The sequence below is a fragment of the Streptomyces sp. NPDC004788 genome, from assembly GCF_053601115.1.
The window spans coordinates 38,919-54,225 of sequence record NZ_JBSGBF010000003.1; the positions used below are offsets into that span (position 1 = coordinate 38,919).

The following is a 15,307-nucleotide window of genomic DNA, read 5'->3' on the forward strand; positions in this document are numbered from 1 at the left end:
CCGTCCGCGACCACGACAATGGGTGGGGTGACCGACCTCGCCGCCTTCGCCGCCCTGCTCGCCCCCGAGGGGCAGGCCCTGCTCGACACCCTGCGCGACTACGACCCCGCCCAGGAGCTGGCCGTCGCCTCCCGGCTGCGCCGGGAGCATCCCGCCGAGCTGGTGTCGGCGGCGCTCGGTCAGGCCCGGCTGCGGCAGCGGGCGGTGGCGAAGTTCGGCGCGGAGGACGCGTACCGGATGTACTTCACGCCGAACGGCGTCGAGCAGTCCACCCGCGCCACCGTCGGCGCCTACCGCGCGGCCCGCCTCAAGGCGCTCGGCGTCGGCAGCGTCGCCGACCTGTGCTCGGGCATCGGCGGCGACGCGATCGCGCTCGCGCGGGCCGGGATCAGGGTGCTCGCCGTCGACCGCGACCCGCTGACCGCCGAGACCGCGCGCGCCAACGCGGCGGCGCTCGGGCTCGCGGAGCTGATCGAGGTGCGGTGCGCGGACGTGATGGAGATCGACACGAGCCCGTACGACGCCGTCTTCGTCGACCCGGCGCGGCGCGGCGGCAATCCAAGAGGGGCCGCGCGCAACGCGTCGGTGAGGGGCGGTGGTCGGGCGACGGGTGGGCGGATCTTCGACCCCGAGGCGTACTCGCCGCCGCTCTCCTGGGCGGTCGAGGCGGCCCGCAAGGCCCCGCACGCGGCCCTGAAGATCGCGCCGGGCATCCCGCACGAGGCGGTGCCGGAGGAGGCCGAGGCGGAGTGGATCTCGGACGGCGGCGACGTGAAGGAGGCCGTGCTCTGGTTCGGCACCGAGCCCGGCGCCCGCCGCGCCACGCTGCTGCCCGGCGGCGCGTCGCTCACCGGGGGCGCGCTCCCCGACCCGGCGGTCCGGCCCGTCGGGCGCTATCTGTACGAGCCCGACGGCGCCGTCATCCGGGCGCACCTGGTGGCCGAGGTGGCCGCGGAGCTCGACGGCGGCCTCGTCGACGAGACCATCGCGTACGTGACGGCGGACGAGCTGCGCCCCACCCCGTACGCCGCCGCCTACGAGATCACCGACGAACTCCCCTTCAACCTCAAGAAGTTGAAGGCCCTGCTGCGGGAGCGGGAGGTCGGCACGCTCACCGTGAAGAAGCGCGGTTCGGCCGTCGAACCCGAGGAGATCCGCCGCAGGGTGAAGCCGAAGGGGCCCAACTCCGCGACGGTGCTGCTCACTCGGGTCGCGGGAGCCCCGACGATGCTGATCGGGCACCCGGCGGGCCGCTGACCGGCCCGGTGAGGCGCAGCGCCATCCGGTAGTGCCCGACGGCCTTCACGAGGCCCGTGAGGCCGGTCACCCAGAGGATGAGCGCCGCGCCCATCCCGTACACGACGAACGGGTAACCGCCGTTGTCCCGCGTCGTGTTGAGCGGCACGGCGAAGGCCGTCCACAGGCCGACCGCGCACATCGCGAAGGACAGCAGCAGCCAGCAGACGCTCAGGCCCGGTGCCCGCAGCCGGGCGTCGGCGGCGCTGTCGCGGTCGAGGGCGGCCCAGGCGATCAGGCGCTCGCGCACCACCCGGTCGCGGCGCAGGCTCCGTACGGTCAGCCAGACGGCCGGGACCAGCACCCCGATCCCGAGGATCCCGCTGAACAGACAGAGGATCCAGGAGATCGGATCCACGATCGCACCGCCGTCGACGGCCGTGAGGCCCACGCCGACGAACCCCCAGCCGAGTTCGAGCAGCAGGAACCAGGTCAGGAAGAGCGCGAGCCGCCCGGCGCCCAGGAAGCGGCGCAGCAGGTCGTCGAGGGCGAGCGCCCGGTCGGCGAGCCGGGCCGCGCGGTCCGGCCAGCTCTGCAGCTCGGCGGGCGGCGGGGGCGGCGGGAGATGCGGCAAAGCGGTACGGCGGGACATGCCGTGAGCCTAACCTCCGGACTTCCGGGCCCGTGCGGCCCGTTGGAGCAGGAGGGCCCGCTCCCGCTCGTTACGGGTCAGGGCGGCGGCCCGCTCGAACTCCGCGCGCGCCTCGGCGCCCCTGCCGAGGCGGGCCAGGAGGTCGCCGCGGACGCTCGGCAGCAGGTGGTAGCGGTCCAGGCCGGGCGCTGCGGCGAGGGCGTCGACGAGGGCGAGGCCGGCCTCGGGGCCGTCGGTCATGGAGACCGCCACGGCCCGGTTGAGCTCGACGACCGGCGAGGGCGCGACGGCGGCGAGCCGCCCGTAGAGCGCGGCGATGGTGGCCCAGTCCGTCTCCGCGTACGTCACCGCCCGCGCGTGGCAGGCGGCCACGGCGGCCTGCAGGGCGTACGGCCCGGTCGCGCCGCCGGTCGCGCCGCCGCCCGCCTCGACGGCCCGCTCCAGGGCCGCGAAGCCGCGCCGGATCAGCAGCCGGTTCCAGCGCGTGCGGTCCTGGTCCGCGAGCAGCACGGGCGCGCCGTCGGGCCCGGTCCGGGCCGCGGTCCGCGACGCCTGGAGCTCAAGGAGCGCGGCGAGGCCGTGCACCTCGCCCTCCTTGGGCATGAGCGCGGCGAGCTGCCGGGCCAGCCGGAGGGCGTCCTCGCACAGGCCGGGGCGCAGCAGGTCGTCGCCCGCGGTGGCCGCGTACCCCTCGTTGAAGACCAGGTAGATGACCTCCAGGACCGAACCGAGCCGGGCCGCCCGGTCCGCCCCGTACGGCACCTCGAACGGCACGCCGGCCCGGGCGAGCGTGCGCTTGGCCCGCACGATCCGCTGGGCGACCGTCGGCTCGGGGACCAGGAAGGCGCGGGCGATCTCGTCGGTGCGCAGGCCGCCGACCAGCCGCAGGGTGAGCGCCGTGCGGGCCTCGGCGGACAGCACCGGGTGGCAGGCGGTGAAGACGAGCCGCAGCATGTCGTCGTCGATGTCGCCGGGGCCGGACGGCTCGGGGTCGTACGCCTCCTCGTCGAGCGTCCGGCCCACCTCGGCGAGCTTGCGCGCGTACGTCTCGCGGCGCCGCACCAGGTCGACGGCGCGGTGCTTCGCGGCGGCCGTGAGCCAGGCGCCCGGGCGGTCCGGGACGCCCGACTCGGGCCACTGCTCCAGGGCGGCCAGGAACACGTCCTGGGCGATCTCCTCGGCGATGCCGACGTCACGGACGATCCGGGCCGCGGTCGCGATGATCCGCGCCGACTCCATCCGGAAGACCGTCCCGAGCGTGTCCCGCAGCGTGCTCTCCACCGTCACGCTTCACACTCTGGCAGCCGCCTGTGACATCGGCGCGCGACATCAGCCTCGGCAGCCCTCGTCAGCCCTCCGCAGCCCTCGTCAGCCCTCGTCGAGCTGGCGCAGCTCCAGGCCGACGGTCCACTGCGCCGGGTGGACCTCCAGGAAGCGGCGGCCCCACTCCAGGGCCTCGGCCTTGTCCTTGCACTGCATCAGCGCGTAGCCGCCGACGACCTCCTTGGTCTCGGTGAACGGGCCGTCGGTGTACGACAGCTTGCCGTCCTGCCAGGTGATGCGGGTGCCCTCGGAGGTCGGCAGGAGGCCGGCCGTGTCGAGCATGACGCCCGCCTTGGTGATCTCCTCCAGGAGGGCGCCCATCCGCGCGCCGAACTCGGGGCCGGCCTCCTCCATGTCGATGGTGTTCTCCTCGATGCGGACGAGGGACAGGAAGCGGGGCATGGTGACTCCTCGGGTGCGGTGGCGGGGCCGTTCCCCGCCTTCCACTCATACGTCGAACGGGAGACGCCCGCATCGACACCCGGGTGCGATTTTTTTCTAGAGGTAGTCCTCCAGGCGCGCCACCGTGAAGCCCTGCTCCTGGATGTGCCGGAGCAGGTTGGTCATCATCTGCGTCATCGTGCGGCCCTTGAGCTCGGACGGGCCACGGAAGTGGGCCAGGATGATGTCGCCGGGGTGCAGCTTCCGGTCGGGGCGCTGGTACTGCATGTTCTGGATCTGCATGGACTCGCGCCAGAGCACGATCGCGTCGAGGCCGCACTGGCCGACGGCGGCGCGGGTGGCCTCGTTCCAGTTGCCGTAGGGCGGGCGGAAGAGCCGGGGCGGCTTGCCGTACTCCTTGGTCAGCTTCGCCTGCTGGCCGCAGATCTCCCGGTGCTGGGCCTCGGCGGAGAGGGTGCGCAGGTTGGGGTGGGTGAGGGTGTGGTTGGCGATGCCGTTGCCCTCGGCGGCGAGCCGGGTGAAGTAGGGGTAGTCCGAGCGGATCGAGGCGTCGGTGAGGAACATCGTCACCGGGACCTTGAGGTCGCGCATCATCTCGACGAAGCGGGGGTCCTTCTCGGCTCCGTCGTCGATCGTGACGAAGACGATCTTCTCGGTGGTGGGGATGTCGCTGACGACCGGTACGGGCCCGCCGGCCGCGCGCCGCTGCACCGGCTTCTTCGCGGGCGGGGCCGGCGGCGCCGGGAAGGGCTTGAGGCCCCACTTCGCGTACGCGGCCGTGCGCGCCGCCTCCGCGGCGGCGGCGTCCGGGGCCTTGGCGCCCGCGTCGCCGCCCGCGCGGGAAGGGGTGGCCGCCCTGGGGGCCGCCGGGGCGGGGGCGTCGGCGTCGGCCGCCGTGCAGCCGGTCGTCGCGAACAGGGCCACGGCGGTCAGCACCGCCCACAGCGCGATCGTCTTCTTCACGCGCTGTGGGATGCCCGATCAGGGCGAAAGGTTGCTCGAAGTACGACTATCCGACTGATTCGAAGCGCCAGCGGTGCACCGGACGGGTGATCAGCTCCCCGTCCGGCTCCGGCAGCTCGGGCAGTTCCGCGTCGACGCCGTCCGCCGTCTCCCACCACGTGAGGACGAGGACCCGGTCCTGCGGGGCGCGGAAGGTCTCCCGGCGCACCGGCTCACCCGGCAGCTCCTGCGCCCGCGCCCAGTCGAGGAGTTCGGCGCCCCGCCCCTCGGCGGCCCGGGCCTCCCACATCAGGGTCACCGTGGTCACGGCCGTCACGAGTAGAGGTTCTCCTTGCTGACCTCGTGCACGTGGTCGTGGTCGTGGCCGTGGCCGCCGTGGTTCCCCGGCACGTGCGACTCCGTCACCGGCAGCGAAGAGTCCGCCGACAGCTCCAGGTCCGAGGCCGCCCGCCCGCGCGCCACCATCTCGGCGCCGAGCGCCGCGACCATGGCGCCGTTGTCCGTGCACAGGCCCGGCCGCGGCACCCGCAGCCGGATGCCGGCCCGCTCGCAGCGCTCCTCGGCGAGCGCCCGGAGCCGCGAGTTGGCGGCCACGCCGCCGCCGATCATCAGGTGGTCGACGCCCTCGTCCTTGCAGGCCCGGACGGCCTTGCGGGTGAGCACGTCGACGACCGCCTCCTGGAAGGACGCGGCCACGTCCCGTACCGGCACCTCCTCGCCCGCGTTCCGCTTGGCCTCGATCCAGCGGGCCACGGCGGTCTTCAGACCGGAGAAGGAGAAGTCGTACGCCGGGTCCTTGGCGCCGCTCAGGCCGCGCGGGAAGGCGATGGCGGCCGGGTCGCCCTCCTTGGCGAGCCGGTCGATGACCGGACCGCCCGGGAAGCCCAGGTCGAGGACGCGCGCGATCTTGTCGAAGGCCTCGCCCGCCGCGTCGTCGATGGTCGCGCCCATCGGCCGCACGTCGGAGGTGATGTCGCTGGAGAGCAGCAGCGAGGAGTGGCCGCCGGAGACGAGCAGCGCCATCGTCGGCTCGGGCAGCCGGCCGTGCTCCAGCTGGTCCACGCAGATGTGCGAGGCGAGGTGGTTGACGCCGTAGAGCGGCTTGCCGAGGGCGTACGCGTACGCCTTGGCCGCCGAGACGCCGACGAGCAGCGCGCCCGCCAGGCCGGGGCCCGCCGTGACGGCGATGCCGTCCAGGTCCTTCGGGGAGACGCCGGCGGTCTTCAGGGCGCGCTCGATCGTCGGGACCATCGCCTCCAGGTGCGCGCGGGAGGCGATCTCGGGGACGACGCCGCCGAAGCGGGCGTGCGTGTCGACGCTGGAGGCGACGGCGTCGGCCAGCAGGGTGGTGCCGTGCACGATGCCGACGCCGGTCTCGTCGCAGGAGGTCTCGATGCCGAGTACGAGCGGTTCGTCAGCAGCCATCTGAATCAGTCTCTGTTCCTTGAACGGTGTGTCGCATCACGAGCGCGTCCACGTTGCCGGGCTGGTAGTAGCCGCGGCGGAAGCCGATGGGTTCGAAGCCGAAGCGCTCGTACAGCTTCTGGGCCCGGGTGTTGTCCACGCGCACTTCGAGGAGGACCTCCTCGCACTCGAAGGCGGTCGCGGCCTGGAGGAGGTCGGTGAGGAGCCGCGCGCCGAGGCCGGTGCCCCACTGGTCGCGGGAGACGGCGATGGTCTGCACGTCGCCGAGCCCGCCGGCCGCGGCCAGCCCCGCGTACCCGACGAGCCGGCCGGACGCGTCCTCGGCCACCACGTAGTGCCGGGTCGCGCGCGGCCCGCGGGCGTGCGCGAGCTCCGACCAGAACATCCCCTCCGACCAGGCGTCCTCGGGGAAGAGCTCGGCTTCGAGCGCGAGCACGGGCTCCAGGTCCCACCAGCGCATCTCACGGAGCACGGTCGTCACTTGGGGGTGACCACCTTGTAGTTCTTCGGCACCTGGGCGTCGGGGCGCCGCAGGTACATCGGCAGCGGCTCCAGGAAGGCGTCCCGGTCCCCCGCCGCCAGCCGCTCGGCCGCGAGGCCGGCGAGCGCGGCGGCCGACTGGTGCTCGGGGTCGCGGGCGTCGGGGAAGACGTCCGGGTAGAGCCGGGCCCCGGCGCCGACGACCGGCACTCCGGCGAGCTGTCCGGCGATGTCGGCGGGCCGGTCGACGGACGCCTCGGTCACCCGCGTACGGGCGTTCTCGTAGCGGGCCCAGTAGACCTCCTTGCGCCGCGCGTCCGTGGCGACGGCGAAGGGCTCGTCGATCCCGGAGGCGTACGCGAGGCCGTCGAGGGTGCACAGGCCGTGCACCGGCACGCCGAGCGCGGAGGCGAAGGTGGCGGCCGTGACGAGGCCGACGCGCAGTCCGGTGTACGGGCCGGGGCCGACGCCGACGACGATGCCGGTCACGGCGTCGAGCTTCAGCCCGGCCTTCTCAAGCACCCGGTCGACGGCGGGCAGCAGCAGCTCCCCGTGCCGGCGGGCGTCGACCTGGCTCGACTCGGCGACGACGGAGTCGCCGTCGTGGAGGGCGACGGTGACGGCGGGTGTGGCGGTATCCATGGCGAGCAAGAGCACGCGAACAGCCTACGGCGCCGGGCGTGGGGGTGCGGCGCCCCGCCCTCCGGCCCCGGCGGCTGCTACGGTCAGCCCGTCAGATTGACACCGATACGTACGTACGACAGAAGGTGGGCGCACGGTGGCACGGAGCAGCTCGGGATTCGTGGCCGGGCTCACCGCGGCGGCCGTCGCCGCGGTCGGTTTCCTCGCCTATCAGGCCTCGGCCCACGCACCCTCGCCGGCCGAGCTGGCCGCCCAGCCGCGGACGCCGGTCACGGCGCCGTCCGCCGCGCCGAGCGGACGGCCCGAGCGCCCGCACAAGGACCCGACGGCGCTGCCCGCGAACTCCGGCAAGGGCGAGCGCGTGGTCTACGCGCTCGGCGACCGCCGGGTGTGGCTGGTGGACGCGAAGAACCAGGTCACCCGCACCTTCTCGGTCATGCCGAGCACGGTCTCGCCGCTGCCGGGCTCGTACGTGGTGACCTCGCGGTCCGGTTCGGTGCGCGGCTCCGACGGCGTGCAGATCGAGCACGTGGTGCGGTTCGCGACCGCGCAGGACGTGTCGGTCGGCTTCAGCGCGGCGGTCGACGGCTCGACGCCGAGCCCGGACCCGGGCAAGAAGACCGGCGGCATCCGGATGAAGCGGGCGGACGGCGACGCGCTGTGGACGTTCGCGTCGATCGGCGCGAAGGTCGTCGTGGTCGCGTAGACCCGTGGGGCGCCGCGCGGGCCCGAGCGCCGTCGCGCAGGCCGGTACGGCGTCGCGTCAGGCCGGAGCGCCATCGCGCAGGCCGGTACGGCGTCCCGCAGGCCCGTACGGATCAGGCGGCTTCGTCGCGTACGGGCCGGGGCTCGCCGTCCGCCGGGGGCCGGGGCTCGCGCGGCGGGGTCGACACGGCGTCGGCGGCGGCGCAGGCGGCGAGCAGCTCTCTCATCGAGACGTTCTCCGCCCGGTGCGCTCCGCTGTCCTCGCGGTCCTCACGCTCTGGCGTCGCCATGCCTGCCTCCCGTAGGTTAGGTACACCTAACCAGCCTCGTGCATCCATGTGACCACGGTTCGGAGCACCTGCGCAACATTTTCCCGACAGGTTGTCGGAACCTACGTACGTTCAGGTCAACGACAGGTCCGCGTCCGCCCAGCGCGCGCCGATCCCGTTCAGGACGAGGGTGCGCCGGTCGTCGTCGGCGTCCGCCGTGTCGCCCACGACGCGGTGGATGAGCACGTGCAGCCGGTCGTCCGTCAGCTCCTCGACCTTGCCGTCACCCCATTCGACGACCACGACCGAGTCGGGCAGCGAGACGTCGAGGTCCAGGTCCTCCATCTCGTCGAGACCGCCGCCGAGCCGGTACGCGTCGACGTGGACGAGCGCCGGGCCGCCGGAGAGGGACGGGTGGACGCGGGCGATGACGAAGGTCGGCGAGGTGACCGCGCCCCGTACGCCCAGGCCCTCGCCGAGGCCGCGGGTCAGCGTGGTCTTGCCGGCGCCGAGCTCGCCGGTGAGCATCACGAGGTCACCGGGGCGCAGCAGCTTGGCGAGGCGGCGGCCGAGCTCCTTCATGCGCTCCGGCGAGTCGACTTCGAGGGTGACCTGGTTGAGCGGAGAGTCCATTCCGCCAACTTATCGAGCCGGCGGACGCCTAGCGGACGGCGGGCACCGCCCCGACCCGCCCCAGCAGGTCGGCGATCCGGTCCGTGACCGCCTCCGGGTGCTCCAGCATCACCAGGTGACCGGCGTCGGGCACGATCACCAGCTCGGCCTCCGGCAGCAGGTCGGCGATGGCCTCGGTGTGCGAGCTGGGGGTGACCAGGTCGTGGTCGCCGGCGAGGGCGAGCACCGGAAGCTCCCGGAACGCGGTGAGCGCCGCCGTCTTGTCGTGCTCGACGAACGCCGGGTAGAACTCGGCGACCACGTCGATCGGCGTCGACTCGATCATCCGCTCGGCGAACCGCACGACCGCCGGGTCGACGTCCTTCGACGAGAACGAGTACTTCTTGATCAGCCCGGCGAACAGGTCGGCCGTGGCCCGCCGCCCGCGCTCCACCAGCTCCGCCTGCGAGCCGAGCGCGCGCAGTACGCCCGGCAGCACGCGGCGCACCGCGTTGACGCCGGCCACCGGCAGGCCGTAGCTGACCTCGGCGAGCCGGCCCGCCGACGTACCGACGAGGCCGACGCCGACGACCCGCTCCCGCAGCAGTTCCGGGTACAGGCCGGCCAGGGCCATGACCGTCATGCCGCCCATGGAGTGCCCGACCAGGACGAGCGGCCCCTCGGGCGCGGCTGCGTCGAGGACGGCCTTCAGGTCGCGGCCCAGCTGGTCGATCGAGACCGGCACCCCGTCGGGCCCGGCCTGGGCGACCCCGCGCCCGGAGCGCCCGTGGCTGCGCTGGTCCCAGTGCACGGTGCGGACCAGGCCGCGCAGGGCGGCGCGCTGGAAGTGCCAGGAGTCCTGGTTCAGGCAGTAGCCGTGGCTGAAGACGACGGTGACGGGCGCGGGGGCCTTGCGCCCGAAGAGGCGGCGCCGGCGGAGCCCGGAGGGATCCGGCTCCACCTCGTCGACCTCGTAGTACAGCTCGGTGCCGTCGTCGGCGAGCGCCCGGCCCGGGGTGCCGCGCAGGGCGCCGTACGGGCCCTCGGCGTCGAGCGCGAGCCGCGCCTTCTGGCGTACGGAGCGCCCGACCGTGAGCCGTTCGAGGGCGACGCCGGCCGCCGCGCCTGCGGCGAGCACGCCTATCGCGGCACCGGCCCAGCCGGCCCGCCGCCAGGTGTCGTCGCCCACGGCCGCTCCCCCCTTACTCCCCGAGGTGGACGCGCGGGACGCGCGCGCCGATCCGGGTGACGATCTCGTACGCGATGGTGTCGGCGGCCTCGGCCCAGTCCTGCGCCGTCGGCTCGCCCCGGTCGCCGGGGCCGAAGAGGACGGCCTCCGTGCCCGGCTCGGGCGTGTCGCCTTCGAGGTCGACGACGAACTGGTCCATGGCGACCCGGCCGGCCACCGTCCGCACCCGGTCGCCGACCAGGACCGGGCCGCGGCCCGAGGCGTGCCGCGGGACGCCGTCCGCGTAGCCGAGCGGGATCAGACCGAGCGTGGTCTCGCCGGGCGTGACGTAGTGGTGCCCGTACGAGACGCCGTGGCCGCCCGGCACCTGCTTGACCAGGGCCACGCTCGCCTTCAGCGACATCACCGGGCGCAGCCCGAGCTCGGCGGAGGTGCCGACGGCCGGGTCGGGCGACACGCCGTACATGGCGATACCGGGGCGGACGAGGTCGAAGTGGGACTCGGGGAGGGTGAGTGTGGCGGGCGAGTTGGCGAGGTGGCGCACCTCGGGTTCGACGCCGGCCTTCTCCGCGAAGTCGAGCATCGAACGGAAGACGTCGAGCTGGCCGGCGATCGACGGGTGCCCGGGCTCGTCGGCGCAGGCGAAGTGCGACCACAGTCCGGTGATCTTCACCAGGCCCTGCGCCTCGGCCTTCAGCGCCTCGGAGACCAGCTCGGGCCAGTCGGCGGGCTGGCAGCCGTTGCGGCCGAGGCCGGTGTCGGCCTTGAGCTGGATGCGGGCGGGCCGGCCGACGGCCTGCGCGGCCCGCGTCACCTCGCGGAGCGCCCACATGCCGCTGACCGACATGTCGAGCCCGGCCTCGATGCCCTGGTCCCACGGGTCGCCCGGCGTCCACAGCCAGCACATGATCCGCGCCTCGGTCAGCCCCGCCGCCCGCAGCGCCAGCGCCTCGTGCGGCGTCGCCGTCCCCAGCCACGTCGCCCCCGCCTGCAGCGCGGCCCGCGCACACGGCACGGCGCCGTGTCCGTACGCGTCCGCCTTCACCACGGCCATCACCTGGACGTGTGGCGCGACCCGGGCGCGCAGCGTGCGGACGTTCGCACGCAGCGCCCCGAGGTCGATCTCGGCGCGGGCTCGGCGGGGCGGCTGTGTCTGGCTCATCGCGCCCCAGTCTCTCAGGTCGCGAACCCGGGGCCACGTACCCGGTCACCCGGGCCGCGTTGTGGGCGGTCGTCCCGCAGGGTGAGACGGTTGGGCGGCACGAGGGGACGACGCCCCTTGCCGGGCCCGGGCCTCAGCCCCCCGTCACGTCCGCCCACGCGCCCCGCAGCGCTCCCGCCACGTCTCCCGCCGTGATCGGGGTTCCGGGCGTCGAGGCGCGGCGGGCCGCCAGGCCGTGCAGGTAGGCCGCCGCCGAGGCGGCGTCCGTGGGCGGGAGGCCGGCGGCGAGGAGGGAGCCGGCCAGGCCGGAGAGGACGTCGCCGCTGCCGGCGGTGGCGAGCCAGGAGGTGCCGGTGGGGTTGACGCGGACCGGGCCCGCGCCGCCCGGCCCGCAGACCAGGGTGGTGGAGCCCTTCAGGAGGACCGTGGCGCCGAAGCGCCCCGCCAGCTCGCGGACCGCGGCGAGGCGGCCCGACTCGACCTCCTCGCGGGAGGTGCCGAGGAGGGCGGCGGCCTCGCCGGCGTGCGGGGTCAGGAGGGTGGGGGCGGTACGGGACTTCACCGCCTCGGGCGACAGGTCGCGCAGCCCGTCCGCGTCGACGAGGACCGGGACGTCGGAGGCGAGGACCTCCGCCACACCCGGGTCGTCGCCCAGGCCGGGTCCCACGACCCACGCCTGGACGCGGCCCGCCTTCGCCGGCGGGCCCGGGTGGACCAGGGTCTCGGGGTGCGCGGCGATGACGGCGTCGGCGGCGGGGCCGACGTACCGCACGGCACCCGCGCCGCCCCGCAGCGCGCCCGCGACGGCGAGGACGGCGGCGCCGGGATAGCGGGCGGAGCCGGCGACGACGCCCACGACGCCGCGCCGGTACTTGTCGCTCTCCGCGGCCGGCCGGGGCAGCAGCCGCGCCACGTCCTCGTGCTGCAGCGCCTCCAGGTCGGGTACGGACGGCAGCGTGGCGCCGAGGCCGATGTCGACGAGCCGCAGCGCACCGGCGTACTCGCGCGCCGGGTCGACGAGCAGCCCCGGCTTGTACGTGCCGAAGGTGATCGTCGCGTCGGCGCGCAGCGCCTCGCCCGCGACCTCGCCGGTGTCGGCGTCGACGCCGCTGGGCAGGTCGACGGCCACGACGACGGCGTCGGAGCCGCGCGCCGCCCGGGCGACGGGCACGGCCTCGGGCCGCAGCCCGCCCCGGCCGCCGATCCCCGTGATCCCGTCCAGGACAAGGTCGGCGGCGGCGATGGCGTCATAGGGGTCGTCGTGCGGGCCGACCACCCGGCCGCCCGCCCGCCGCAGCGCCGCGAGCCCGCCCTCGTGCGCCCGCGCGCCGAGCGGCACGGCCGTCACGCCGGCGCCTCTCCGGGCGAGCCGGGCGCCCGCGTACAGCGCGTCGCCGCCGTTGTCGCCGCTGCCGACGAGCAGGACGACCCTGGCCCCGTACACCCGTCCCTTCCCGAGCAGCGAGCAGCAGGCGGCCGCGAGCCCGGCCGCCGCCCGCTGCATCAGGGCGCCCTCGGGCAGCCGGGCCATCAGCTCGGCCTCGGCGGCCCGTACGGTCTCCACGCGATAAGCGGTACGCATGGCACCCACCCTGGCGGTTCCGCCCCGGCAGCGCCACCTCCCCGGGCGCGCCGCCATCCCGGGCGCGCCGCCTCCCCGCGCGCCACCATCCCGGGCGCGCCACCATCCCGGGCGCGCCGCCATCCCGGGCGCGCCGCCTTTCCCCGGCCGTGGCACCGTCGCGGCCCGCGCCACCATCCCGGCCGCGCCACGATCCCGGCCCCGCCACCTCCCCCGCACGCTGTCTTTCCCCGGCCGCGCCGCCTCCCCGCGCGCGCTGCCTTCCCGGCCGCGCTGCCTTCCCGGCCCCGCCACCTCCCCCGCGCGCCACCATCCCAGCCGCGCGCGTCGCGGGCTCAGCCCTCCGCGATCACCACCGCCGACGCCACTCCCGCGTCGTGGCTGAGGGACACGTGCCAGTGCCGTACGCCCAGTTCGGCGGCGCGGGCCGCGACGGTGCCGCGGACCCGTAGCCGTGGCTGCCCGCTGTCCTCGACGTACACCTCGGCGTCCGTCCAGTGCAGGTTCCCGGGTGCGCCGAGGGCCTTGGCCAGCGCCTCCTTCGCGGCGAACCGCACCGCGAGGGAGGCCGGGCCGCGCCGCTCGCCGCTCGGCAGGAGCAGCTCGCGCTCGACGAAGAGGCGCTGGACGAGCCCCGGTGTGCGTTCGAGCGACGCGACGAAGCGGTCGATCTCCGCCACGTCGATCCCCACCCCGATGATCATCCGCCCACTACCTCACTCACTCGCCACTCACACGCCACTCGCTCGCTGCTCACGCGCCCACTCACTCCACCGTCACGGACTTGGCCAGGTTGCGCGGCTGGTCGACCTCGTTGCCCCGGGCCGTGGCCAGTTCGCAGGCGAAGACCTGGAGGGGCACGGTGGCGACCAGCGGCTGGAGCAGCGTGGGCGTCACGGGGATGCGGATGAGGTGGTCGGCGTACGGGACGACGGCCTCGTCGCCCTCCTCCGCGATGACGATCGTGCGCGCGCCCCTGGCCCTGATCTCCTGGATATTGGAGACGATCTTGTCGTGGAGGACGGCCCGGCCGCGCGGCGAGGGCACCACGACGACGACCGGCAGGTCCTCCTCGACGAGCGCGATCGGCCCGTGCTTGAGCTCGCCGGCGGCGAAGCCCTCCGCGTGCATGTAGGCGAGTTCCTTGAGTTTGAGCGCGCCTTCGAGGGCCACGGGGTAGCCGACGTGCCGGCCGAGGAAGAGGACCGTGTCCTTGTGGGCGAGCGAGCGGGCGAGCGCGCGCACGGGCTCCATGGTCGCCAGGACCCGCTCGACCCCGTCGGCGCTCCGTGCGAGCTCGCGGATGACGGCGTGGATCTCGTCGCCCCACTGGGTGCCGCGCACCTGGCCGAGGTAGAGCGCGAGCAGGTAGCAGGCGACGAGCTGCGTCAGGAAGGCCTTGGTGGACGCGACGGCGACCTCGGGGCCGGCGTGCGTGTAGAGCACGGCGTCCGACTCCCGCGGAATCGTCGACCCGTTGGTGTTGCAGACGGCGAGGACCTTGGCGCCCTGCTCGCGGGCGTGCCGCAGCGCCATCAGGGTGTCCATCGTCTCGCCGGACTGGGAGATCGCGACGACGAGGGTGCGCTGCCCGAGGATCGGGTCGCGGTAGCGGAACTCGCTGGCCAGCTCCACCTCACAGGGGATCCGGGTCCAGTGCTCGATCGCGTACTTGGCGATGAGTCCGGCGTGGAAGGCGGTGCCGCACGCGATGATGACGATCTTGTCGGCCTCGCGGAGCACGCGGTCGGGGATGCGGACCTCGTCGAGGCGGAGGCGTCCTTCGGCGTCGATCCGGCCGAGGAGGGTGTCGGCGACGGCCTTCGGCTGCTCGGCGATCTCCTTGAGCATGAAGGAGGCGTAGCCGCCCTTCTCGGCGGCGGAGGCGTCCCAGTCGATGTGGAAGGCCCGTACGTCGGCGGGGGCGCCGTCGAAATCCGTGACGGTGACGCCGTCGCGGGTGAGCTCGACGACCTGGTCCTGGCCGAGCTCGATCGCCGAACGGGTGTGGGCGATGAAGGCGGAGACGTCGGAGGCGAGGAAGTTCTCGCCCTCGCCGACCCCGACGACGAGCGGGGAGTTACGGCGGGCGCCGACGACGACGTCCGGCTGGTCGGCGTGGACGGCGACCAGGGTGAAGGCGCCGTCGAGCCGCTTGCACACCAGCCGCATGGCCTCGGCGAGGTCGCCGACGGAACTGAACTCCTCGGCGAGCAGATGGGCCACGACCTCGGTGTCGGTCTCGGACAGCAGCTCGTGGCCGCGCTCGGCCAGTTCGGCCCTGAGGGTGGCGAAGTTCTCGATGATGCCGTTGTGGACGACGGCGACGCGGCCCGCGTTGTCGAGGTGCGGGTGCGCGTTGCTGTCGGTGGGGCCGCCGTGCGTGGCCCACCGGGTGTGTCCGATGCCGGTGGAGCCGCTCGACAGCGGCCGCTCCACCAGCTCCTTCTCCAGATTGACGAGCTTTCCGGCCTTCTTGGCCGCGGCGAGGCCGCCGTCGGAGAGCACCGCGACTCCGGCCGAGTCGTAGCCGCGGTACTCGAGCCGCTTCAGGCCCGCGATCACCACATCGAGCGCCGACTGTCCGCCGACGTAACCCACGATTCCGCACATGGCGGCAGCCTACGGCGGAACCCGGCCCACCGGCCGGACTGACCCGGCCGCA

The 15,307-nt window shown here is 74.5% G+C and carries 17 protein-coding genes; 2 read left to right on the plus strand and 15 right to left on the minus strand.

The window, feature by feature from the left end; genetic code table 11:
- Positions 1-18 precede the first annotated feature (18 nt).
- Entirely contained in the window at positions 19-1,257 is a 1,239-nt protein-coding gene (locus tag ACWEJX_RS02245) for a THUMP-like domain-containing protein (protein ID WP_451605670.1), read from the plus strand.
- Here the strand turns inward: ACWEJX_RS02245 and ACWEJX_RS02250 are convergent.
- The 8 genes from ACWEJX_RS02250 to tsaB form a co-directional block, all read right to left on the minus strand.
- Positions 1,202-1,888, minus strand: coding sequence for a hypothetical protein (locus tag ACWEJX_RS02250; protein WP_451605671.1), 687 nt, complete (start codon positions 1,886-1,888; stop codon positions 1,202-1,204). The two genes, ACWEJX_RS02245 and ACWEJX_RS02250, sit on opposite strands and share 56 nt — an antisense overlap.
- 9 nt (positions 1,889-1,897) lie before the next feature.
- Positions 1,898-3,127, minus strand: a complete 1,230-nt coding sequence (locus ACWEJX_RS02255; RefSeq protein WP_451605779.1) for an RNA polymerase sigma factor — start codon at positions 3,125-3,127, stop codon at positions 1,898-1,900.
- A gap of 129 nt (positions 3,128-3,256) precedes the next feature.
- Positions 3,257-3,613 (minus strand): YciI family protein, encoded by a 357-nt coding sequence (locus ACWEJX_RS02260; RefSeq protein WP_451605672.1) that lies wholly within the window; start codon positions 3,611-3,613, stop codon positions 3,257-3,259.
- Positions 3,614-3,709: 96 nt separating this feature from the next.
- On the minus strand, positions 3,710-4,576 hold the full coding sequence (locus ACWEJX_RS02265) for a polysaccharide deacetylase family protein (RefSeq protein ID WP_451605673.1): 867 nt from the start codon (positions 4,574-4,576) through the stop codon (positions 3,710-3,712).
- Between the two features lie 46 nt (positions 4,577-4,622).
- Positions 4,623-4,865, minus strand: coding sequence for a hypothetical protein (locus ACWEJX_RS02270; protein ID WP_451605780.1), 243 nt, complete (start codon positions 4,863-4,865; stop codon positions 4,623-4,625).
- 23 nt (positions 4,866-4,888) lie between these two features.
- Positions 4,889-6,001 carry a tRNA (adenosine(37)-N6)-threonylcarbamoyltransferase complex transferase subunit TsaD gene (gene tsaD / locus ACWEJX_RS02275; RefSeq protein ID WP_451605674.1) on the minus strand — a complete coding sequence of 371 codons (1,113 nt, stop codon included), beginning with the start codon at positions 5,999-6,001 and terminating at the stop codon, positions 4,889-4,891.
- Complete coding sequence (rimI, locus tag ACWEJX_RS02280; RefSeq protein WP_451605781.1) at positions 5,991-6,461, minus strand: ribosomal protein S18-alanine N-acetyltransferase; 471 nt, start codon at positions 6,459-6,461, stop codon at positions 5,991-5,993. The genes tsaD and rimI overlap by 11 nt, the downstream gene beginning before the upstream one ends.
- Before the next feature lie 17 nt (positions 6,462-6,478).
- Positions 6,479-7,138 (minus strand): tRNA (adenosine(37)-N6)-threonylcarbamoyltransferase complex dimerization subunit type 1 TsaB, encoded by a 660-nt coding sequence (gene tsaB, locus ACWEJX_RS02285; protein WP_451605675.1) that lies wholly within the window; start codon positions 7,136-7,138, stop codon positions 6,479-6,481.
- A gap of 121 nt (positions 7,139-7,259) precedes the next feature.
- Here tsaB and ACWEJX_RS02290 point away from each other — a divergent pair, with 121 nt between their 5' ends.
- Positions 7,260-7,829, plus strand: coding sequence for a hypothetical protein (locus tag ACWEJX_RS02290; RefSeq protein WP_451605676.1), 570 nt, complete (start codon positions 7,260-7,262; stop codon positions 7,827-7,829).
- Positions 7,830-7,941: 112 nt separating this feature from the next.
- On the opposite strand, the gene ACWEJX_RS02295 is transcribed toward ACWEJX_RS02290, so the two are convergent.
- From ACWEJX_RS02295 to glmS, 7 genes are all read right to left on the minus strand, one after another.
- Positions 7,942-8,118, minus strand: coding sequence for a hypothetical protein (locus ACWEJX_RS02295; RefSeq protein WP_451605677.1), 177 nt, complete (start codon positions 8,116-8,118; stop codon positions 7,942-7,944).
- Between the two features lie 111 nt (positions 8,119-8,229).
- On the minus strand, positions 8,230-8,730 hold the full coding sequence (tsaE, locus tag ACWEJX_RS02300) for a tRNA (adenosine(37)-N6)-threonylcarbamoyltransferase complex ATPase subunit type 1 TsaE (RefSeq protein WP_451605678.1): 501 nt from the start codon (positions 8,728-8,730) through the stop codon (positions 8,230-8,232).
- Positions 8,731-8,758: 28 nt separating this feature from the next.
- The gene (locus tag ACWEJX_RS02305) at positions 8,759-9,898 is read right to left on the minus strand and encodes an alpha/beta fold hydrolase (protein WP_451605679.1); all 1,140 of its coding nucleotides are present in this window, start codon (positions 9,896-9,898) and stop codon (positions 8,759-8,761) included.
- A 13-nt stretch (positions 9,899-9,911) separates the two neighbouring features.
- Positions 9,912-11,060 (minus strand): alanine racemase, encoded by a 1,149-nt coding sequence (gene alr / locus ACWEJX_RS02310; RefSeq protein WP_451605680.1) that lies wholly within the window; start codon positions 11,058-11,060, stop codon positions 9,912-9,914.
- 133 nt (positions 11,061-11,193) lie between these two features.
- Complete coding sequence (locus ACWEJX_RS02315) at positions 11,194-12,642, minus strand: NAD(P)H-hydrate dehydratase (RefSeq protein WP_451605681.1); 1,449 nt, start codon at positions 12,640-12,642, stop codon at positions 11,194-11,196.
- A gap of 335 nt (positions 12,643-12,977) precedes the next feature.
- On the minus strand, positions 12,978-13,346 hold the full coding sequence (locus tag ACWEJX_RS02320; protein WP_451605682.1) for a holo-ACP synthase: 369 nt from the start codon (positions 13,344-13,346) through the stop codon (positions 12,978-12,980).
- A 61-nt stretch (positions 13,347-13,407) separates the two neighbouring features.
- Complete coding sequence (gene glmS / locus ACWEJX_RS02325; RefSeq protein WP_451605683.1) at positions 13,408-15,255, minus strand: glutamine--fructose-6-phosphate transaminase (isomerizing); 1,848 nt, start codon at positions 15,253-15,255, stop codon at positions 13,408-13,410.
- Between the last annotated feature and the right edge of the window lie 52 nt (positions 15,256-15,307).